Consider the following 20,635-nt stretch of genomic DNA (forward strand, 5'->3'; position numbering starts at 1 on the left):
ATATTAAAAACATTAGACTGGTAGGTTTACATCAATTCTCAATAGTTTTCTTCATGTTTAAGACGGTATCTCAAACATCATTCCTACGTCTTATAAGTAGATAATAAAATACTGGTTTCACTATTATAAATCCCTGAAATATTCCTAATCCTTTCAAGTGCTTTATCAAAATTTTCAAGACTGTCAGATTGAAGCTCCACCAACAGGTCCCATTTACCATTGGTGGTATGCAAACGCTCAACAGCTGATTCTAAGCGTAACTCACGGATAACAGCCTGAGCTTTGGTTCCTTCAACCATAATATTCATCCAAGCACGAATAATATTCTTTTCCGTGTTCGGACGAAAACGTACGGTATAGCCCGTAATAACACCTGTCGATTCCATGTATTCAATTCGCTTCTGCACAGTTGCTCGAGATACACGTGTTTTTGCCGCCAAATCAGTAATTGAAATTCGTGCATTGTCTTTCAACAAACCTAAGATAATATGGTCAATATTGTTCATTTTGATAATTACTATTAGCAAATTGATAAAAATTAATTCATTTTAATCACTAAAACACATTTTGTGAATCAATTTGATTCTTAATAATAATGACTATTCGAAGTCCCAAGTATTTCAAGTTCACTCAAATGAAAAGATCTATGTTGATAACGGACGATGAGGTGAACAGAAACCTTTAAAAGGGGTCTGGAAATAACAGGGACAATTGGTTAATTAAGGAATAAATGATGTCTTTATCATATACGGCTCAAAATAGTGCGTGGCAAACTTATCTTACTCAAATTGAACGAGTAACCCCTTATCTAGATGCAGATCTCAGCAACTTTGTAAACACATTGAAGCGTCCAAAACGTACGCTCATCGTAGACGTTCCAATTGTGATGGATGACGGTACGATTCGTCATTTTGAAGGCTACCGTGTACAACACAACTTATCACGTGGTCCAGGTAAAGGTGGTATTCGTTACCATCAAGATGTTGAATTAAACGAAGTGATGGCATTGTCTGCCTGGATGACAATTAAAACTGCTGTACTTAACCTTCCATTTGGTGGTGCTAAAGGCGGTGTTCGTGTAAACCCAAAAGAACTTTCAACACGTGAATTAGAGCGTTTAACACGTCGTTTTACCAGTGAAATCAGTTCAATTATTGGCCCTCAAATCGATATTCCTGCACCAGATGTAGGAACCAATGCCAATATTATGGGCTGGATGATGGATACATACTCGAGTATCAAAGGTCATACGGTTACAGGTGTCGTAACAGGTAAGCCAGTACATTTAGGTGGTTCGCTTGGTCGTGTACGTGCGACAGGTCGTGGCGTATTTGTAACAGGTATGGAAGTTGCAAAAAGAATTAACTTACCTATCGCTGGCAGCAAAATTGCCGTTCAAGGCTTTGGTAACGTTGGTAATGAAGCAGCCTATCTATTCAGCCATGCTCAAGCGTTAGTTGTTTGTGTACAAGATCACACAGGAACTATTTTCAATGCTGAAGGCTTAAATGTAAAAGCATTACAAAAACATGTTGCAGAACATGGTGGTGTGATGGGCTTTGCTGATGCAACAGTGATCAGTGATGAAGAATTCTGGGATGTTGATATGGATATTCTTATTCCAGCAGCATTAGAAGGGCAGATCACGCTTGAACGTGCACAAAAATTGAAAGCGAAAATTGTCCTTGAAGGTGCAAACGGTCCAACGTATCCAGAAGCAGATGACGTTTTTGTTAGCCGTAATATTACTGTTGTTCCAGATGTGATCTGTAACGCAGGTGGTGTAACCGTGAGTTATTTTGAATGGGTTCAAGATATGGCGAGTTACTTCTGGAGTGAAGATGAGATCAACGAACGTCTAGACAAGTTGATGATTCAAGCAATGGGCGATGTATGGAATACCGCAGAAGCGAAAGGCTGTAGTTTACGTACAGCTGCATACATTCTTGCTTGTGAACGTATCTTAAAAGCACGTAAAGAACGCGGTATTTTCCCAGGATAATTGGATTTTAGATCCGATCCCACAAAGCTAGCTAAAAACTAGGGCGAGTTGGATATCCAATACGCCCTAACAATACTAAACAGGAAGTGAGTAAATAAAATGAGTGATGTAGCAATTACACGTAGTAACTTTAATGATTGGATGGTTCCAGTTTTTGCTCCAGCAAATTTCATTTTAGTTCGTGGCGAAGGTTCACGTATTTGGGATCAAAACGATAAAGAATATATTGATTTCGCAGGCGGAATTGCTGTTAACGCACTAGGTCATGCTCATCCTGTCGCTGTGAAAGCGCTTACAGAGCAAGCACAAAAGCTTTGGCATATTGGTAATGGTTATACCAATGAACCCGTTTTAGCACTTGCTAAACAATTGGTTGAAAATACCTTTGCAGACAAAGTATTTTTCTGTAACTCAGGTGCAGAAGCCAATGAAGCTGCATTAAAACTGGCACGTAAAGTCGGTTTATTGAGTGGTAACCCAAACAAAAATCATATCGTTGCATTTAAAAATGCTTTCCACGGTCGTACTTTATTCACCGTGACTGCGGGTGGTCAACCTAAGTATTCTCAAGATTTTGCTCCACTCCCTGGCGGTATTGAACATACTGCATTTAATGACTTAGACGCAGCTAAAGCTGTGATTACTGATGACACTTGTGCAGTGATTGTTGAGCCAATTCAAGGTGAAGGCGGTGTTCTTCCAGCAGATATCGAATTCCTTAAAGGTTTACGTGCGCTGTGTGATGAAAAAGGTGCTGTACTGATTTTTGATGAAGTACAAACAGGTGTTGGACGTACAGGTTCACTTTATGCCTATATGAATACAGGGGTAACACCAGACATTTTGACGACTGCTAAAGCATTAGGTGGTGGTTTCCCGATTGGTGCAATGATCACGACAGACAAGTATGCAAACATGTTTGTTGTAGGTGATCACGGTACAACTTATGGTGGTAACCCATTGGCATGTGCAGTTGCAGGCGCTGTTTTCGAGTTTATCAATACACCTGAAGTTTTGGACGGAGTAAAACAACGTCATCAATATTTCATTGATGCTTTGAATAAGATCAATGCTGAATATGGCTTATTCAAAGAAATTCGTGGTCAAGGCTTATTGATTGGCTGTGTACTAAAAGATGAATATGCAGGTAAAGCCAAGAATATCGTGACCTTAGCAGGTGAAGAAGGGGTCTTGGCTTTGGTTGCGGGTACAGATGTGGTGCGTTTCACGCCGTCACTGATTATCCCAATGGAAGACATTGACGAAGGTCTCAATCGTTTTGCTCGTGCATTAGCACGTCTTTAAGTTTTTTGTGAGCATCTAACCATGATGATTGTTAGACATGCTGCGCATCGGGACTTAGATGATATTTATCGTTTAGCGCAAAGAGCAGGAGAGTCGGGTATTGGCCTGACTTCTCTGCCACAAAACAAAGAAATCTTGGCTGCACGTATTACCCGTACCACTTGTACTTTAGAAGGTTTGGCTGAAAAGGCAGATGCAAGTTATTTGTTTGTACTTGAAGATACCACAATTCAAAAAATTGTTGGGGTCAGTGCAATTGAAGTTGCTGTCGGGTTAAACGAACCTTTTTACAACTTTCGTGTAGCAACACAAGTACATGCATCTAAAGCACTTAATGTTTACAAGACTTTAGACACTTTATTTTTAAGTAATGACCATACAGGGTGTAGCGAACTTTGTACGTTGTTCCTTGATCCTGAATATCGTAAGAATCAGAACGGCAAGTTTTTATCTAAAGTTCGATTCCTGTTTATTGCTGCTTTTAGATCGTTCTTTGAAGAAAGATTAATTGCGGAAATGCGTGGTTTTTCAGATGAAAATGGACATTCACCTTTTTGGGATTCTTTAGGCTATCACTTTTTTAATATGGATTTTGCTGCGGCAGATTATTTAAGTGGTGTCGGGCAAAAAGTGTTTATTGCTGAACTCATGCCAAGATTTCCAGTTTATGTCGATTTACTTTCAAAAGAAGCACGCGCTGTGATTGCAGAAATGCATCCACATACTTTACCTGCAGCAAAAGTTTTAATGTCAGAAGGGCTTAAATATCAAGGTTATGTCGATATTTTTGACGCTGGTCCAACACTTGAGGCCAAAACTTCTGATTTACGCGCTGTTAATGAAAGTCGTTTGCTCAAGGTCAAAATTGTCGATCAAGTTGAAACTGTAAATATTCAGTACTTGGTTGCAAACGATCAATACAAAGATTATTGCGTTTTGCTCATCAATAACAACGTTCAAGAAGGCGATACGTTGTTGATGACAGCACAACAGGCTCAGGCACTTAATGTTTCTGAACAAGATCAAGTGCGAGTTTTAGCATTAGAAAAAATGGAGAATAACTAATGTCACAATTGTCACAAGGTGCATTATTAATCAATGGTGCTTGGGTACAAGGACAAGGTACCGCATTCACTAAAACAGATCCAGTGAGCAACCAACTCATCTGGACAGGGCATGAAGCAAACCAAGCCGATGTTGAACACGCTTGCATTGCTGCTCGTCAAGCATTTCCAACTTGGGCACGTTTGGCCTTAGAAGAGCGTATCGCAATCATTGAACGTTTTGCCGAACTATTAGAGCAAAACAAAAATCAATTGGCAGAAGTGATTAGCCAAGAAACCAGTAAGCCTTTTTGGGAAACTTTAACTGAAGTCCAGTCGATGATTGGGAAAGTTGCGATTTCAATTCGTGCCTATGATCAACGTACTGGATTTAGCGAAACTAAAATGCCGGATGGTGTAGCTTCTTTACGTCACCGCCCGCATGGTGTTTTAGCTGTATTCGGTCCATATAACTTTCCGGGTCATTTGCCAAATGGTCATATTGTTCCTGCATTAATTGCAGGCAATACCGTGGTATTTAAACCAAGTGAATTAACGCCTTGGACTGCTGAAGAAACAGCTAAATTATGGCAACAAGCTGGTCTACCAAACGGAGTGTTGAATGTCGTACAGGGTGGACGTAGCACGGGTGAAGCTTTGGTTGCTGCAGAGCAAATTGATGGTTTGCTTTTTACAGGGAGTGCCAACACAGGCTATCACTTACATAAGCAAATGGCAGGCGCACCTGAAAAAATTCTTGCTTTGGAAATGGGTGGGAATAATGCACTGATTATTGATGAAGTTACAGATCTCGATGCAGTCGTGAATTTAGCTGTTCAGTCAGCGTTCGTATCAGCAGGGCAACGTTGTACATGTGCACGCCGTATTATTGTAAAACACGGTGCATCTGGTGATGCCTTCATTCAACGTTTTGTTGAAGTCGCTAAAAACTTAGTTGTTGGCCCTTGGAATGCAGAACCACAACCATTTATGGGGGGGGTTATTTCTTCTCGTGCTGCTGAGCAAATGTTAGTCGCTCAAAGCAAATTGATTGCTTTAGGTGCAAAACCATTATTAGAAATGACTCGTCCCCAAGCAGACAGTGCGTTGCTCACGGCGGGTATTTTAGAACTCACAGATGTTGCTGATATTCCGGATGATGAATATTTTGGTCCACTGACGACGATTTATCGTTATCACGATTTTGATGAAGCATTAAGCATTGCCAATAATACCCGTTTTGGCTTGGCTGTGGGCTTAGTCTCATCAGATCGTGACTTGTTTGATCAAGTATTAATTGAAGCTCGTGCAGGTATTGTGAACTGGAATAAACCACTTACAGGTGCATCAAGTGCAGCACCATTTGGTGGTGTTGGCGCATCGGGTAACCATCGCTCTAGTGCTTTTTACGCTGCGGACTATAGTGCATGGCCTATGGCATCACTGGAAAGTGATGATGTCACGCTTCCAGCAAAATTATCACCGGGCATTGTGCTCTAAGTCGAATATTAAAGTGACTACAAGGAGAAAAAAAATGTCAGGTTATGAAATAAATTTTGATGGATTAGTTGGACCGACACATCATTATGCAGGTTTATCTTTTGGTAATGTTGCATCAACGAAGAACCGTAATAATGCTTCCAATCCAAAATTAGCGGCAAAACAAGGCTTAATGAAAATGAAAGCCCTTGCTGATCTTGGGTTGAAACAAGGGGTTTTTGCACCGCAAGAAAGACCGCATGTACCGACTTTACGCCGTTTAGGTTTTACGGGGAGCGATACTGATGTGATTGCACAGGCCATGAGAACCGCGCCAGCATTATTATCATCATTAAGCTCTGCATCATCGATGTGGACAGCAAACTCTTGCACCGTTTCTCCGTCTGCGGATAGCATCGATGGGCGTATGCATTTTACTGCTGCAAACTTAAATAATAAGTTCCATCGTTCTATTGAACATCATACGACAACACGTATTTTACAAGCGATGTTTGATAATGATGTGCATTTTGCACACCATGAAGCACTTCCAGAAGCGGCTTTGTTTGGTGATGAAGGTGCAGCAAATCATAACCGTTTAGGTGGTGCATACGATCAAGCGGGTGTACAAGTTTTTGTATACGGTCAACAACAACTTGGTGGTACAGTTGCTCCACAAAAGTTCCCTGCACGTCAGACGCGTGAAGCGAGTGAGGCAGTTGCACGTTTACATCGTCTTGACAGTAAACGCACTGTGTTTATTCAGCAAAATCCAGACGTGATTGATAAAGGCGTGTTTCACAACGATGTGATCGCAGTCAGCAATCAGCAAGTTCTATTCCATCATGAACAGGCTTTTTTAAATCAAGCTGAAGCATTGGATGAGATTCGTCAAAAAATGGCGGGTATCGAGCAAGACTTTATTTCAATTCAAGTGCCTGAAAGTCGTGTAACTGTTGAAGATGCAGTTGCTACTTACTTGTTCAATAGTCAGATTTTAACGCGTGCAGATGGTGGAATGAGCATCGTTGTACCTGAGGAATCCCGTCAGAACAAAGCGGTGTGGAGCTATTTGAATGACATGATTCAAATGGGAACACCGATTGATGATATTAAAGTTTTTGACTTACGTGAAAGTATGCGTAATGGCGGTGGACCTGCATGCTTAAGATTACGTGTCGCAGTCAATGAAGCTGAACTGGCAGCAGTTAATCCTAACTTATTTATGAATGATGCTTTATTCAAAACACTCAATAAATGGGTCGATCAGCATTATCGTGATGAGTTATCGCAGGATGATTTAGCCGATCCAAGTTTATTGATTGAAAGCCGTACGGCACTGGATGAGTTAACCAAAATTTTAGGATTGGGTTCAGTTTATCATTTTCAAAGATAATTAAACAAAATCGCAGGAATCAAAGATCTCTCTTATGGAATTTTCTCCCTCTTAGTTGAGCGGGGTAGGAGAGTTTTACAAAGGAATGAAAGTACATGGTTGATTTACTTACGTTAACTTTAGAGCGACGAACACCTGAGCAAATTCAGGGTGAGGCTCAAGGCTTTACATGGCAGTGGCTTGGTGAAGGGCTTTTGCAATGTACACCGAAATCAAGTTATGCAAAAACCATCGTACTTTCTGCCGGTATTCATGGTAATGAAACTGCTCCAATTGAGTTATTGGCAAATATAATCAATGACTTATTTGCTGGGCGTGGAGCTTTATCTGCTCGTGTACTTTTTGTTTTCGGCAATCCTGAAGCCATTCGTCAAGGTGTTCGTTACCTTGAAAATGATATGAATCGTATGTTTTGCGGTGCTTATCAGCATTTACAAACTGATCAAGAAACTGAACGTGCTGCGCATTTAGAGCTCATCATAACTCAATTTTTTGAGCAAAGTTCTCCAGAAGCACAGCGTTATCATTACGATTTGCATACTGCAATTCGTGGATCGTTATTCCCTGTATTTGCCTTATTTCCTTATCAAACTCAGCCTTTTGATGATTTTCTCATTCAAAGTTTAAATGCTGCTGATTTAGATGCTTTGGTTTATCACAATGCAATTGGAAAAACCTTTACTCATTTTACCGCTGAAGTTTTTCAAGCGGCGAGTAGTACTTTGGAGTTAGGTAAGGCAAAAGCTTTTGGTCAGAACGATTTGGCTGAATTTGCCAGTATTGATCAGGTCATACGTGCTGTTGTTTCTGGTCAAGCATTGCCAGTGAGACAAAAACAAAAGATTCGTCAATTTAAGGTTGTGGATTCAATCTTAAAGCAAAGTGAAGATTTTCAATTGAAATTAACTGCTGACGCACCTAACTTTTCTACTTTTCAGAAGGGCGAGGTGGTGGCAACACAAGCCGACAATGCGGTTGTATTTGATCAACAGGTTTGGATTTTATTTCCCAATCCAAAGGTAAAAATAGGGCTTAGAGCTGGGCTGATTTTAAAAGAAATCGAGTAAAGCACAGTTTTAATGCTTCGGTGTAGACAAGGAAAGGGCATAGATGGAGTTGGAATATGGATGTTCAGTAGAAAACAAGACATAGCAAAGAAGAATATCTTTTGGGATATTTATTTTTATGAAAGTAAAGCAGCAAGGACAGGTTGTCATAAGAATATTGTTGGAGTGATCGTGTATGAGTAACAAAAATGAAAAGGCATTTCAATCAGGTAGAATCCTGAATGAGCAATATGTGGCCCAGCAAGACACATCTAGCCAATCGAATATGTCTTCATCAGAAATAGAGGTTGGCAAACCTTTAAAACGTGCCATGACAAAACGTCATTTGGTCATGATTTCATTGGGTGGTGCAATTGGAACAGGGTTATTTTTAGGCTCAGGTGATGTCATTTCTCAGGCTGGTCCTGTAGGTGCTATTTTGTCTTATTTACTGGGTGGCATCATTGCGTACATGGTCATGCTGTGCTTAGGCGAGTTAGCCGTACACATGCCAGTTTCTGGCTCATTTGGTGAATATGCAAGGACTTATATTGGACCTGGTACAGGTTATATGATCACTTGGTTATATTGGTTAACGTGGACTGCGACATTGGGAACAGAGTTTACAGCTGCTGCTTTATTGATGCAGGAGTGGTTTCCCACAATTTCCATGTGGACATGGACCTTGCTATTTGCAGGCTTAGTTTTTATCTTGAATGTTAGTTCAACACGTTTATTTGCAGAATCTGAGTTTTGGCTATCTTTAGTGAAAGTTTTAACTATTATCTGTTTCATTGCTTTAGGTTTAGCTGCGATTTTTGGTGTTATTTCTTACCATGGTCATGAGTCTGCACCTTTATTCAGTAAATTAACGGAGCATGGTTGGTTTCCAAACGGCATTTTCCCTATTTTTGCGACCATGTTAATTGTGAATTTTGCGTTCTCTGGTACTGAGTTGATTGGTGTTGCTGCAGGTGAAGCTGAAGAACCTGCGAAAACTGTACCAAAGGCGATTAATGCTGCGATTTGGCGTTTGCTGATTTTCTTTGTAGGTACGATTGTCGTAATTTGCGCATTATTGCCTTATGAAATGGCTGGATTAAGTGCAAATAATGTAAGTAATAGTCCTTTTGTAACGGTATTTAATTATATCGGCATTCCTTATGCAGAAGACATTATTCGTTTTGTCATTATCACTGCATTGCTATCTGCTGCTAACTCAGGTTTATTTGCTGCTTCACGTATGATGTGGTCTTTATCGGCTAAAAAGCAGTTACCTAAAGTATTTGCTAAATTGACACGTTCAGGTACTCCAATTATTGCGATTATCGTGACGATGTTTGGTGCAATTCCAGGATTGTTATCAGAATTATTTGCACCTGAAACGATTTTCAAAAATTTATTGGGTGTTGCTGCTTTTACAATGGTTGTGGTTTGGATTTCGATTTGTGTGAGTCAATTTAACTTCCGGAGACAATGGATTAAATCAGGTAAAACAGTCAAAGACTTGAAATTTGCCGCACCATTATTCCCACTGACTCCAATTTTGGGTGGTTTATTCTGCGTAATTACCTGTATTAGTATGGTGACAGACCCTTCAATGCAAGTGGGCTTTGTATGCTGTATTTTATTTATCATTGCATGTTATGCGAGCTACAATTTCTTCTACAAAGGAAAAGATAGTATTTCATAAAAGCTGTGGTTTATTCTTTTGGTATATTAAAAAGAACATAGCTTGTCGTGAATCATGGTTTGTTATTTCGAAATATACTCACTGATATTATTCAGTGAGTTACAAGCAAAGTTATTGAATATATTTATCAATCACTAACACTGACATTATTATCAAAACGATCAAACATCTTACTAAATATTTTTAAAGCTCTTGGTCATCAAGGGCTTTTTATTTTTCTACTGAATCTGTCTTTTTATGAATAGATAATGTCCTTTTATGATCATAAGAAACACATACAGTAGTTCATTATGTTCCTTTTTAAATGAAAGTATTTGTAAATCGCTACATTCATTTGCATTTGATTCATTTGAAAGTCACTTCCTCATTTTGTTGTTAGCGCTCATTCAACCAAAGACCGAAAGGAACATAATAGATGCACCAAATAGATTATGATTTTGACTATCTCATCATTGGCTCAGGATTTGGAGGAAGTGTCTCAGCGCATCGGCTTTCACAAAAAGGATATTCTGTTGCAGTTATAGAAATGGGGAAACGTTGGGAAGCCAAAGATTTTCCAAAAAACAATTGGAATACACCTCGTTGGATTTGGCGCCCCGCTTTAAAATTCTTTGGTTTTTTTAATTTACGTATTTTCCGACATGTCACCATTATTTGTGGTAATGCGGTTGGTGGCGGATCGATTACTTATGCAAATACTTTATTGATACCACCCGATCATGTTTGGTCAGAGGGTTCATGGGGAAATATTCCTCATTTAAAACAAGAAATGCCACAACATTTTGCTGAAGCTGAACGAATGCTCGGTGTAACGGATAATGTGATCTTAGGGCCAGCAGATCATATGTTGAAACGTATGGGAGAGGCTGTTGGTGTTGGAGATACCTTTAAACCGACACGTGTCGCTACTTTTTTTCCAGCTGAAGGCGAGGTCGGTGGAAAAACTTATCCTGATCCATACTTCAATGGGCAAGGACCTGATCGCGCAACTTGTACCGCATGCGGTGGTTGTATGACGGGCTGTAAGCACAATGCAAAAAATACGTTAGATAAAAACTATCTGTATTTTGCAGAAAAACAGGGTGCGCAAATTTTTGCAGAAACCAAAGTTATTGATCTTCGTCCTTTAAATGATCAAGAAGATGGTGCCGATGGTTATGAAGTCACAACCATTGACTCAATGTCATGGGGGCAAAAGAATAAACGGATATGGAAAGTAAAAAACGTCATTTTTTCAGCATCTTCTTTAGGTACACAAGAACTGCTGCTACGTTTAAAAGATCGTCAGGTCTTACCGAATATTTCAGAACAATTGGGTAAGCAGGTGAGAACCAATGCTGAGTCAATATTAGGTGTTCGCTTTTTTGATAAAAATATCGATATGAGTCAAGGTGTTGCAATTGGTTCAAGTATCTATATTGACCACAATACGCATATTGAGGCAACCCGTTACCAACGTGGTTCAGATGGGATGGGTTTGCTCACCACCTATATGGCAGATGGAAAACCAGGCTTATCGAGAATATTTACATGGTTATGGGCCTTCATCTGTCATCCGATTATTTTCCTAAAAATGAATAGTCCTTTTGGATTTGCTAAGCAGACTTTAATTTTTCTGGTTATGCAGACTGTAGATGCATCTATTCAGATGAAATTAAAAAGAAATTGGTGGTGGCCTTTTGGTAAAACCTTATCTTCAGAGGGCAAGCCTTTACCTGTTTATATTCCGCAAGCCAATGCATTTACTGAAAAAGTTGCAAAAATGTTTAAGGGTTATCCGATGACCACTAAAACAGAAATCTTTTTTAATGTGCCTTTTACTGCACATTGCATGGGCGGATGCGCCATGTCAGATTCAGTAGAAACCGGCGTTGTAGATGCACAAAACAGAGTTTTTAATTATAAAAATATGTATGTTATCGATGGTGCAATGTTGGGTGCGAATTTAGGTGTAAATCCAAGTCTAACAATTACTGCTTTAGCGGAACGTGCGATGTCATTTATTCCAGATAAAGCGACCTTAGAAAATGCAGAATAAGGCTTAGAAAATCTTTAAAGATTTCTAACATTCTTATTTTAAAGGATTTTTTAACTTATCTGTGGGTCAGCTAGAATCATCAGTGCTTTGCTTAGACTTGAAAATAAATCATTAGAAGACAATGGTTTGCAAATTATGCAGATCTACAAAGCACTTTGATTATTGATAAGAACAAGATTTGATTAGCCTAAATCATTCAACATACTTATTTTGTTTTACTATTTGTTTTTGATAGAAACTCGGTGCAACACCGACAAAAAATTTAAAGGAACGAGAGAAGTTAGAGGCAGAGGCATAGCCCAGTTCTTCTGCGATTTCGATCAGATTCTTATTGGAAGAAGCTAACATTTTCTTGGCTTTATCAATCACCACTTCATTTTTTAATTGTTGATAAGAAATGTCGTGTTCTTTCAATCCTCTTTGCAAGGTTTTACTAGAAATGTTAAGTAAGCGTGCGCATTCTTGCAAGCTTGGAATATTAGAAGAATTCAAAAACAATTGTCTAAGCCAAACCACTAAATTCATATCATTTTTAATTTCGGCAATTTGTTCCTGACATTTCAATTCAATGGCTTTACGTGTACCTTCGTCTGCAAGGCGTAGGTTTTGTTTAATCAGTTGTTTACTTAATTGCAGGACAATGCTTGGTTTTTTCAATGCATTAAAGTGAAAACGCACTTTGGATAATTGTGTATAGCGGTGTATGTGTAAGGGTTCATTGATTGACATAAATACGTGATAGGGGATTAAGCGCTCTTCAACAAGTTCATGGATAGTACAATGTAAAGCAACAGCAATTGCTTCAAGGTGGAAGTTGAGCGATAGCGTATCTATGGGAATAACAGGCTCACAAATCAGTTCCATTGACTGATCTTCATGATAAAAATACGAAATTTTAAAACTGGGTAGAATCAAAGAAAAATATTTAGAAATATAAATTATTGCTTGTTCTAAGTTGTCACAAGTTAAAATTGCATAACCAATCAAGCTATGTGAGCTGACTTTTAGTGAGCGACCTAATTCAAAAGCCAAATCATAATTAAAAGGAAATTTAAGACAAAAGGAAATGAATTTCTCGACTTGTTCTTGAGAAATTTTCATATCAGGTGAGCTCAAATATTTTTTTAGATCTATATCGACCTCAGCCAATATCTCTACAGTTGAAATATTTCGAGACTCTAAAAGACTTAAAAGCTTGAAATAATATCTTGCTGGGATCATGGGAATTTGATTGTTCATATGATTATTCATTTGCCAAGCGTGGAATCATCATGTGTTGATGAAGTAAATATTAACGGTATAAATAATTGATGACTAGTAATTGAAGACTAGTAATTGAATCTAAAATCAATCCATCAACCAAAGCATGTAGATGTGCTTTATAGCTTGCAGTACCATACTCGAAACTGAACATAGTGAGATTTCTTGAAAATAGAGTGTCTGTTTTTGATAAGTTCAACCCTATATTGAGTAGTGATATCTTCAATATTAGTGCTTCAGTAAAAAAATTGTGCTGCTGTAAAAATTAAACTGACAGCCTCAATGCATAATGAGGAACTGTCAGTTCATAAATGTAACACACTGAAAACCACTATTTTTATCATTGATTTTTATGCAATCTCAATCATTTCAAAATCAGCTTTCGATACTCCACAATCTGGACAACTCCAGTTTTCAGGAATGTCTTGCCATGCAGTTCCTGCTGCAAAACCTTCTTCTGGCATTCCGACAGATTCATCATAGATCCATCCGCAAACAATACACTGATATCTTTTCATTATTTTGAAACCTCTTTGATTTCTTGATTATTTTTAGCGTTGAAATAATCGCTATATTTTTCTAGTACATTCTCTTTAGCTGGCTGGTAGAGATTGATTTTATTGATATCACCTTGGTAATAATCAATAACCTGTTTATCCATAATGCTATACCAATATTTCGGAATAAAGACATGCAAAAATAAACTTGCATAACCGACAGGTAATTGTGGAACATTCTCATAATGTCTGAGAGCTTGGTAGCTTCTCGTCGGATAGGCATGATGGTCAGAATGACGTTGTAGCTGATACAACAGGATATTGCTAAATAGACTGTTGTTGTTCCAACTGTGAACAGGCATGGTTCTTTCATAACGTCCATTTTCTAACTTCTGACGTTTTAAACCATAATGTTCCATATAATTCACCGCTTCGAATAAAGTAATACCGTAAGCAGATTGAGCAATTTGTGTTGGGATAATATTTTTCCCAAACATTTTCAACATGATCGCATGATAGGTTATGGACATTGCCCAACCTTGTAGCAGCTCATTATGCACAGACCAAAAGGATAGGCCTTTTCTTTCTAAGCGTCTTTTTTCAATTTCAATTGCTGATTTAAAACTACCAGTGACAGTTCGTGGCCAAAATTTCCAAAATGACTCACCAAACTGTGATGAAGCAGGATCTTCTGGCGTCGCTACACGTAAGTGATGTCCATAAGGATGTTCAATTCGGAAATGATTATATCCTGTCGGTGCTAAACATAAGTGAGAAAGATAATGTTGTCGTTTACCCGCTTTGTGGCTCAGCTCATGTGCTGTATTAATTGCAACGCCATTGACTACACCCAGTGTTAATCCAATTAAAATTCGATCTGACAACGGTGTTGAACTTTTGCTCGCAAGGTAATTTCCATAAATATTTGCTATATATTGCAATGGGATATAAAGGTTAACGACTTTTTCATAAAAGGGATCTGCTTCTAATTCAGCAATCGCATCCTCAGGTGGGTTTTCGGAATCTTCACCTAAAAAACGATCGATGACAGGAATGATGCCATGCAGAACAATCGGGCCAGCAGCTGCAAAAAGTTTTTTGGCTTTTTTAGGACCAAACTGATAGCCGAGCATTGCGACATTAGCGATATTGGGAACCACAAGTCCGAGTAGCCATAATTTTCTTTTTTTATCTTTAAATTTTGCTGAATCAGTTGTTATTTGAGCAACAGTATTCATGTTACACCTTGTGAAATCTAACTTGGTCATCACATGATTGAATATTATTGAAGGTAATGCATTGCATAAAAGGACGATAACTATTCTTAAAAGGACATTAGTCTGAGAGTTGTGTAATGTTAACAGAACTGAACAGATGCTTGAAAAGAGAATATAAAGCGATACGCGATTTATTGAGACATACATCTTCAAATCGTTTAAGTTCTTATTTATTTTCATGTGATTATTATTTTAATATTCTATTTTAAAATTAAAATCCAGTTGATGTCTATTTTTATTATTCTTAAATGGTTTATGCTGTTTTTCTGATTTATTTTTTAAGTGATTTTTGTTGTTTGATTTGATTTATTTTATTTTCGATTCTATTTTTTTATAATTTCTTATTTACATTAAAAAACATTTTAATATTTTAAATTAGAACAAATGCTTGAGCTGTTTATAGTGCTGATTTTTATTTTTTATAATAATGAGTGTTTACGCTTAGTTTTTCATCTGCTAGTTTAATAAATAATTAAATTTTGTTGTTTGGTAAAAATGAGATTTAAAAATTATTGTCTTAAATCAACTTAAATTAAGATGGTATATAAGAGAATTAAAATGTTTATAAATGTTAATGAAGTTAAAGAAATTATTCATAATCAAATACAGGCAGCATTATGGGAGTGTTGTCATCCTAATTTTGCAACCTTAGTTTCTGATCATAGAAATTATGGAACGTTGATTGATGTTATTTTTGAAGATGCAACTGCTTATTCTAACAAAGACCCTGCATCACGAGCGTGTTTATTCAGTATTTTACAAGGGTACACCTCTTTTAAAGCTACACTGCATTATAGAATTGCAAATTTTATTTATAAGCAGATTGATGTAGAAGAAAAGCATCATTTTTCAATACTGATTTCAAATCGTGGAAAAATACTATCTGGTGCTGAGCTTCATTACAAAAGTGATATTGGTCGCAGTTTTATTCTAGATCATGGTTTTGGAACTGTTATTGGTGAAACGAGTATCGTTGGAAATCATTGTTATTTTTTAGGCGGCGTTGTATTGGGAGCGACAGGTATTGCAAATAATCCTTTAGCAAGAAGACACCCGAAAATTGGTAATAATGTTGAGATTGGTGCATTTAGTAGACTCTTTGGTAATATCGAAATTGGGAATGACGTGTTTATTGGACCACATTGCGTTGTGGCAGAAGATATTCCAAATGGATGTAAAGTGATTAAAAAAAGTACGAATCAAGTGGTAAAACAAATTTTATAAAAATGATAACAACAAGAGAACTTAACCAGTGAAATCAAATAGTAAAACATTAAATTGGATATGGAAAAGCACTTTTTTAACTTTCGTGCTGTATCTCATCGTCTGTTTAACGTGGGGAACAACATGGATCGGAATTAAGATTGCTGTTGAAAGTGCTCCACCATTATTCGCATCTGGTTTGCGATTTATGATCGCTTTTCCTTTTTTATTATTGATGACTATTTTATTTAAAGCACCTTTAACTTTTCCAAAAGGACAACGTCAATTTTTTATCATATTAACGCTGTTTTATTTTACGATTCCTTACTATTTGATTAGTTATGGTGAACAATATGTTTCGTCAGGATTAACATCCTTGCTATTTAGTACGATGCCAGTATTTTCAATCATATTTTCAATTTTGATTCTGAAAGAAAAAGTCTTTCTTAATCAGATTTTCGGTATATTTATTGGTTTTTGCTGTTTAGTTATCATTCTGATATCTCAAGGTTTAATTATTTCATACACAGATTTCTTGGGGGTGATGGCTATTTTATTTGCTGCAATTATGCATGGTTTTCTTTATGTCTATTCTAAAAAAAATGCATCAGAGATTAATATTTTTACGTTTAATACATTGCCTATAGGTATAGCTGGGGGATTATTATATATTTCAAGTTTTTTATTTGAAGCACCACAGATAGATGAAATTACCCTACGTAGTTGGTTAGCTTTATTATATCTAGGTGTTGTTGCATCTGTTGGAGGATTCATTGTTTATTTTTATTTGTTAAAACGTATGAGTCCGATTATTTTATCATTTATTTTTATTATATTTCCAGTGATTGCAATTGCTATAGATGCATACTATGCACATAAGACTATTACTCCTCAATTTATTTTTTTCTCAACTGTCATGTTGTTAGGGTTTGCATTGACTAAATTACCATTGCATAAATTTTTTTCTAATACGTTTAAAAAAAATAATCATTAACTGAATAGGAAGGGAAAGAATATGATATTTATTTCAGCTGATATATTAAAAATATTGTATAAACATGGGGTTGAATGTTATCCCAAAGAAGCTTGTGGTTTTATTTCATTGAATGGGAATATCACCAAAGCCTTAAATATTCAAGATCAATTAAATAAGAAAAGCCCTCATATTTACTCAAGAAATGCAGAAAATGGCTACACCATGTCATTTAAAGATTTAAAAGCTTTAGAAGCGAGTTTTAAAACACTTAATCCAGCAATTTGTATTTATCATTCCCATCCTGATGTGGGTGCGTACTTTAGTCAGGAAGATATTGATAAAGCATTATTTATGGAAGAACCAATCTATAACGTAGATTATCTGGTTTTAGATATTAGGAATGGTTATGCACAAGGTGCGAAACAGTTTTCTTTTATTGAAAAGCAGTTTGTATGTACTGCTACATATGATTTAGAAGGAAACATTATTCATAATCAATAATGTTTAGAGGATAGAACGATGAGTAAAATTATAATCCCAGAGCGTTTGGCTAAAGTCGCTAAACTAAATAGAACAGCGTTCGAAATAGAGGGAGCGACTGTACATGATGTCGTTAATCAGTTATGCAAACACTACAGCGAACTTAGTGATCATTTTTTTTATGCAAATGGAGATTTTAAAAGTCATTTTTTAATTATCATCAACGAAGAACATGCCAGTATGCATGATGAAGTACATGATAACGATATCATTGAAATCATGTTAGCTACATCTGGTGGGATAGATATTTCAAGTTCCATACTTTCTAAGTCGGAAATTGAACATTACTCACGACATATATTATTACCGAATGTGGGGCGGCAGGGACAAGAAAAGCTTAAAACAAGTAAGGTATTAATTATAGGGACTGGAGGGCTAGGCTCGCCAATAGCAATGTACCTCGCTGCGGCAGGTGTTGGGACTTTAGGTTTAATTGATTTTGACACCGTTGAAGAAAGTAACCTGCAAAGACAAGTTGTGCATGGCTATAAAACGATAGGTTTACTAAAAGTTGAATCAGCTAAACAAAATTTGTTGAATATTAATAAACATTTGAAAATAAATACTTATCCTATAGCTTTAGATTTAGATAATGCATTTGATTTAATTGCTGAATATGATTTGGTTATTGATGGGTCTGACAATTTTTCAACAAGATATCTGGTCAATGATGCATGTGTACGCTTAGATAAGCCCTTAGTGTCGGGTTCAATCCATCAATTTGATGGTCAAATCAGTGTCTTTAATTATTTAGATGGTCCTTGTTATAGATGTGCATTTCCTTCAAGCCCTCCTTCAGAATTATCTCCGAATTGTAGCGCAGGAGGGGTTATTGGCGTTCTGCCTGGAATTGTTGGGACAATTCAAGCGACAGAAGCTTTAAAAATTATTTTAGGTTTGGGAGAAATTTTATCAGGAAAACTATTAATGGTTAATGCATTAACAATGAGCTTCAAAAAAATTACGATTAAGAAAAATCCTAACTGTAAAGCCTGTGCGAATAGGTCTGAAATTAAAAATATAACTTATGGACCTGAGTCTTGTGGAGAAAACTCAGAACTTAATGTGTGTTTAAAAAAAGAAAATTATATACATGCGACTGATTTAAATCATATTCTGAAGAATAAAAACAATAATGAAATTATTCTCTTAGATGTTCGCGAAACGATGGAATTGCAAATATGTGCTATTCCAGAAGTCATTAATATTCCAATGCATGAGATTGAAGAAAAGGTTCAAAGTTTAGATAAAGATAAAACTTATTATGTGATTTGTTTAGCAGGAAAACGGGCCGAAAAGGTCGCAGATTATTTAATCAAAAATAATTTCCAAAAAGTTTTTGTACTCACAAATGGTATGAAAGGTTGGGTGAGTCATGTAGATAATACCATGCCGATTTATTGATAAATGGAGAAAAATAATGATTTATCAATCAATTATAGATGTTATAGGTCATACACCGACCATACATTTAAAACGGTTATCGGAAGAGATAGGATGTAACATTTTCTCCAAATTAGAAAGTCTAAATCCTGGAGGAAGCCATAAAACCAGAATAGCACTTGGAATGATCAGTAATGCAGAAGAGACTGGCATTTTAATACGCGGGAGTAATCAGACAATTATAGAACCCAGTGGAGGAAATACTGGTATTGGACTGGCGATGGCCGCAAATTTATTGGGTTATAAACTCATTCTTGTAATCCCTGATAATTACAGTAAAGAAAAACAAAAATTACTCAAGCTATATGGTGCAGAAATTATATTGTCGGATAGCCGTTTAGGTAATAATTCACATGGTGAGAAAGCTTTTGAAATTCAATTTGAACATCCCAATTACGTGATGCTGAACCAACAAAAAAATTTAGCAAATCCTCAAACCCACAGAAAATCAACAGCTCTAGAAATTATTGAAGACTTTTCTGAAATCAATTTGGATTATTTCATTGGTGGAATTGGTACAGGTGGACATATCACTGGGATTGGTGAAGTTTTACTCGAAAAGTGGCCAAGTTTGAAAATTATTGGTGTAGAACCAGATGGTTGTAATCTACTCAAAGATATTCATGTGCCACATAATATTCAAGGTTTGTCAGTAGGTATTATTCCTGATGTACTTAATATTGAGTTAATTGATTTTATGGTTCAGGTCAGTGTTGATGAATGTATAAAAATGGCAAAAATATTACTTAAAAAAGAATCAATAAGTATTGGAATATCTTCGGCAGCTAATTTTGTAGCGATAAAAAAACTTGTTGATGAAAATAAAATTTCATCAGATTCCAATGTATTTACATTGATCTATGATCAAATAGACTCATATCTAAACTATTTTGATATTGAATTTAATAATTGAATATTTTCAGAGTCTTGGAGGTAATTTAATGATAAATCAGCATAAATTTACGATACCCGTTTATGATTCTAACCCTTATTTATATGAATTAGATTCCCTAATCTTGGAAATAAAAGATGATTTGATTTTATTGGATGAAACTATTTTTTATCCTGTTGGTGGTGGACAGCCAGGTGATACAGGACAGCTTAGTTTGCCGAATGGAGAGATTGTTTTTGTTGTAGATACTTTTAGAGCTAAGGAGGAAGCTGCTCAAATTTGGTTAAAATTAAATAAATCAATTGGAAAAACTTGGCAAGGTAAAATTGTTAACACAGTAATAGATTGGGACAGACGGTATCGTCATATGCAAATGCATACTTGTATGCATTTATTGTGCTATTTAATTGATGCACCAGTTACAGGGTGTAGTATTGGTGAAGATAAGGCTCGATTAGATTTTGATTTACCAAATCCCACAGTGAATAAGGAGGAGATCACTAGAGAGATCAATGAACTTATCAGAAAAGGTTCTAGAGTGGTAT

At 36.6% G+C, this 20,635-nt stretch carries 19 protein-coding genes; 14 read left to right on the plus strand and 5 right to left on the minus strand.

Going from position 1 to position 20,635, the window contains the following annotated elements; all coding sequences use genetic code 11:
- Positions 1 to 83 precede the first annotated feature (83 nt).
- Complete coding sequence (locus D7V20_RS15935; RefSeq protein WP_120385075.1) at positions 84 to 506, minus strand: Lrp/AsnC family transcriptional regulator; 423 nt, start codon at positions 504 to 506, stop codon at positions 84 to 86.
- Between the two features lie 224 nt (positions 507 to 730).
- Here D7V20_RS15935 and D7V20_RS15940 point away from each other — a divergent pair, with 224 nt between their 5' ends.
- From D7V20_RS15940 to D7V20_RS15975, 8 genes are all read left to right on the plus strand, one after another.
- Positions 731 to 2,002 (plus strand): Glu/Leu/Phe/Val family dehydrogenase, encoded by a 1,272-nt coding sequence (locus D7V20_RS15940; protein WP_120385076.1) that lies wholly within the window; start codon positions 731 to 733, stop codon positions 2,000 to 2,002.
- A 99-nt stretch (positions 2,003 to 2,101) separates the two neighbouring features.
- Entirely contained in the window at positions 2,102 to 3,307 is a 1,206-nt protein-coding gene (locus tag D7V20_RS15945) for an aspartate aminotransferase family protein (RefSeq protein WP_120385077.1), read from the plus strand.
- A gap of 21 nt (positions 3,308 to 3,328) precedes the next feature.
- A complete protein-coding gene (gene astA / locus D7V20_RS15950) occupies positions 3,329 to 4,372 on the plus strand; it encodes an arginine N-succinyltransferase (protein WP_120385078.1) in 1,044 nt (347 codons plus the stop codon).
- The gene (gene astD / locus D7V20_RS15955) at positions 4,372 to 5,850 is read left to right on the plus strand and encodes a succinylglutamate-semialdehyde dehydrogenase (RefSeq protein ID WP_171407846.1); all 1,479 of its coding nucleotides are present in this window, start codon (positions 4,372 to 4,374) and stop codon (positions 5,848 to 5,850) included. Before astA ends, astD begins: the two co-directional genes overlap by 1 nt.
- A 34-nt stretch (positions 5,851 to 5,884) precedes the next feature.
- Positions 5,885 to 7,225 carry an N-succinylarginine dihydrolase gene (gene astB, locus D7V20_RS15960; protein WP_120385079.1) on the plus strand — a complete coding sequence of 447 codons (1,341 nt, stop codon included), beginning with the start codon at positions 5,885 to 5,887 and terminating at the stop codon, positions 7,223 to 7,225.
- A gap of 95 nt (positions 7,226 to 7,320) precedes the next feature.
- The gene (gene astE / locus D7V20_RS15965; protein ID WP_120385080.1) at positions 7,321 to 8,292 is read left to right on the plus strand and encodes a succinylglutamate desuccinylase; all 972 of its coding nucleotides are present in this window, start codon (positions 7,321 to 7,323) and stop codon (positions 8,290 to 8,292) included.
- A 265-nt stretch (positions 8,293 to 8,557) separates the two neighbouring features.
- Positions 8,558 to 9,964, plus strand: coding sequence for an amino acid permease (locus D7V20_RS15970; protein ID WP_171407847.1), 1,407 nt, complete (start codon positions 8,558 to 8,560; stop codon positions 9,962 to 9,964).
- A gap of 415 nt (positions 9,965 to 10,379) precedes the next feature.
- Positions 10,380 to 12,002 carry a GMC family oxidoreductase gene (locus tag D7V20_RS15975; protein ID WP_120385082.1) on the plus strand — a complete coding sequence of 541 codons (1,623 nt, stop codon included), beginning with the start codon at positions 10,380 to 10,382 and terminating at the stop codon, positions 12,000 to 12,002.
- A gap of 192 nt (positions 12,003 to 12,194) precedes the next feature.
- On the opposite strand, the gene D7V20_RS15980 is transcribed toward D7V20_RS15975, so the two are convergent.
- From D7V20_RS15980 to D7V20_RS15990, 4 genes are all read right to left on the minus strand, one after another.
- Positions 12,195 to 13,241, minus strand: coding sequence for an AraC family transcriptional regulator (locus D7V20_RS15980; RefSeq protein WP_120385083.1), 1,047 nt, complete (start codon positions 13,239 to 13,241; stop codon positions 12,195 to 12,197).
- 52 nt (positions 13,242 to 13,293) lie between these two features.
- Positions 13,294 to 13,416: a hypothetical protein gene (locus D7V20_RS20330; protein WP_268877898.1), complete on the minus strand. Its 123-nt coding sequence runs from the start codon at positions 13,414 to 13,416 to the stop codon at positions 13,294 to 13,296.
- 196 nt (positions 13,417 to 13,612) lie between these two features.
- Positions 13,613 to 13,780, minus strand: coding sequence for a rubredoxin (locus D7V20_RS15985; protein WP_120385084.1), 168 nt, complete (start codon positions 13,778 to 13,780; stop codon positions 13,613 to 13,615).
- Complete coding sequence (locus tag D7V20_RS15990; RefSeq protein ID WP_120385085.1) at positions 13,780 to 14,997, minus strand: alkane 1-monooxygenase; 1,218 nt, start codon at positions 14,995 to 14,997, stop codon at positions 13,780 to 13,782. Before D7V20_RS15990 ends, D7V20_RS15985 begins: the two co-directional genes overlap by 1 nt.
- 597 nt (positions 14,998 to 15,594) lie before the next feature.
- On the opposite strand from D7V20_RS15990, the gene D7V20_RS15995 reads away from it, so the two are divergent.
- From D7V20_RS15995 to D7V20_RS16015, 6 genes are all read left to right on the plus strand, one after another.
- Positions 15,595 to 16,260: a serine O-acetyltransferase gene (locus D7V20_RS15995; protein ID WP_120385086.1), complete on the plus strand. Its 666-nt coding sequence runs from the start codon at positions 15,595 to 15,597 to the stop codon at positions 16,258 to 16,260.
- Positions 16,261 to 16,345: 85 nt separating this feature from the next.
- Positions 16,346 to 17,233, plus strand: a complete 888-nt coding sequence (locus D7V20_RS16000; protein ID WP_235831658.1) for a DMT family transporter — start codon at positions 16,346 to 16,348, stop codon at positions 17,231 to 17,233.
- A gap of 21 nt (positions 17,234 to 17,254) precedes the next feature.
- Positions 17,255 to 17,716 carry a Mov34/MPN/PAD-1 family protein gene (locus D7V20_RS20185; RefSeq protein WP_235831656.1) on the plus strand — a complete coding sequence of 154 codons (462 nt, stop codon included), beginning with the start codon at positions 17,255 to 17,257 and terminating at the stop codon, positions 17,714 to 17,716.
- Between the two features lie 18 nt (positions 17,717 to 17,734).
- A complete protein-coding gene (gene moeB, locus D7V20_RS16005; protein WP_235831657.1) occupies positions 17,735 to 19,159 on the plus strand; it encodes a molybdopterin-synthase adenylyltransferase MoeB in 1,425 nt (474 codons plus the stop codon).
- A 16-nt stretch (positions 19,160 to 19,175) separates the two neighbouring features.
- Positions 19,176 to 20,111, plus strand: a complete 936-nt coding sequence (locus D7V20_RS16010; RefSeq protein ID WP_120385088.1) for a PLP-dependent cysteine synthase family protein — start codon at positions 19,176 to 19,178, stop codon at positions 20,109 to 20,111.
- 28 nt (positions 20,112 to 20,139) lie between these two features.
- Positions 20,140 to 20,635: alanine--tRNA ligase-related protein (locus D7V20_RS16015; protein ID WP_147395804.1), on the plus strand; the 496-nt coding region annotated here is incomplete at its 3' end.

Origin of the sequence: Acinetobacter rongchengensis (assembly GCF_003611475.1) — a bacterium.
Taxonomy (GTDB): Bacteria; Pseudomonadota; Gammaproteobacteria; order Pseudomonadales; family Moraxellaceae; genus Acinetobacter; species Acinetobacter rongchengensis.

Excerpts from the sequence above, each read along its gene's own strand:
- D7V20_RS15935 (WP_120385075.1), bottom strand. The coding sequence starts at position 506 with ATGAACAATATTGACCATATTATCTTAGGTTTGTTGAAAGACAATGCA.
- D7V20_RS15940 (WP_120385076.1), top strand. The coding sequence starts at position 731 with ATGATGTCTTTATCATATACGGCTCAAAATAGTGCGTGGCAAACTTAT.
- D7V20_RS15945 (WP_120385077.1), top strand. The coding sequence starts at position 2,102 with ATGAGTGATGTAGCAATTACACGTAGTAACTTTAATGATTGGATGGTT.
- astA (WP_120385078.1), top strand. The coding sequence starts at position 3,329 with ATGATGATTGTTAGACATGCTGCGCATCGGGACTTAGATGATATTTAT.
- astD (WP_171407846.1), top strand. The coding sequence starts at position 4,372 with ATGTCACAATTGTCACAAGGTGCATTATTAATCAATGGTGCTTGGGTA.
- astB (WP_120385079.1), top strand. The coding sequence starts at position 5,885 with ATGTCAGGTTATGAAATAAATTTTGATGGATTAGTTGGACCGACACAT.
- astE (WP_120385080.1), top strand. The coding sequence starts at position 7,321 with ATGGTTGATTTACTTACGTTAACTTTAGAGCGACGAACACCTGAGCAA.
- D7V20_RS15970 (WP_171407847.1), top strand. The coding sequence starts at position 8,558 with ATGTCTTCATCAGAAATAGAGGTTGGCAAACCTTTAAAACGTGCCATG.
- D7V20_RS15975 (WP_120385082.1), top strand. The coding sequence starts at position 10,380 with ATGCACCAAATAGATTATGATTTTGACTATCTCATCATTGGCTCAGGA.
- D7V20_RS15980 (WP_120385083.1), bottom strand. The coding sequence starts at position 13,241 with ATGAACAATCAAATTCCCATGATCCCAGCAAGATATTATTTCAAGCTT.
- D7V20_RS20330 (WP_268877898.1), bottom strand. The coding sequence starts at position 13,416 with ATGTTCAGTTTCGAGTATGGTACTGCAAGCTATAAAGCACATCTACAT.
- D7V20_RS15985 (WP_120385084.1), bottom strand. The coding sequence starts at position 13,780 with ATGAAAAGATATCAGTGTATTGTTTGCGGATGGATCTATGATGAATCT.
- D7V20_RS15990 (WP_120385085.1), bottom strand. The coding sequence starts at position 14,997 with ATGAATACTGTTGCTCAAATAACAACTGATTCAGCAAAATTTAAAGAT.
- D7V20_RS15995 (WP_120385086.1), top strand. The coding sequence starts at position 15,595 with ATGTTTATAAATGTTAATGAAGTTAAAGAAATTATTCATAATCAAATA.
- D7V20_RS20185 (WP_235831656.1), top strand. The coding sequence starts at position 17,255 with ATGATATTTATTTCAGCTGATATATTAAAAATATTGTATAAACATGGG.
- moeB (WP_235831657.1), top strand. The coding sequence starts at position 17,735 with ATGAGTAAAATTATAATCCCAGAGCGTTTGGCTAAAGTCGCTAAACTA.
- D7V20_RS16010 (WP_120385088.1), top strand. The coding sequence starts at position 19,176 with ATGATTTATCAATCAATTATAGATGTTATAGGTCATACACCGACCATA.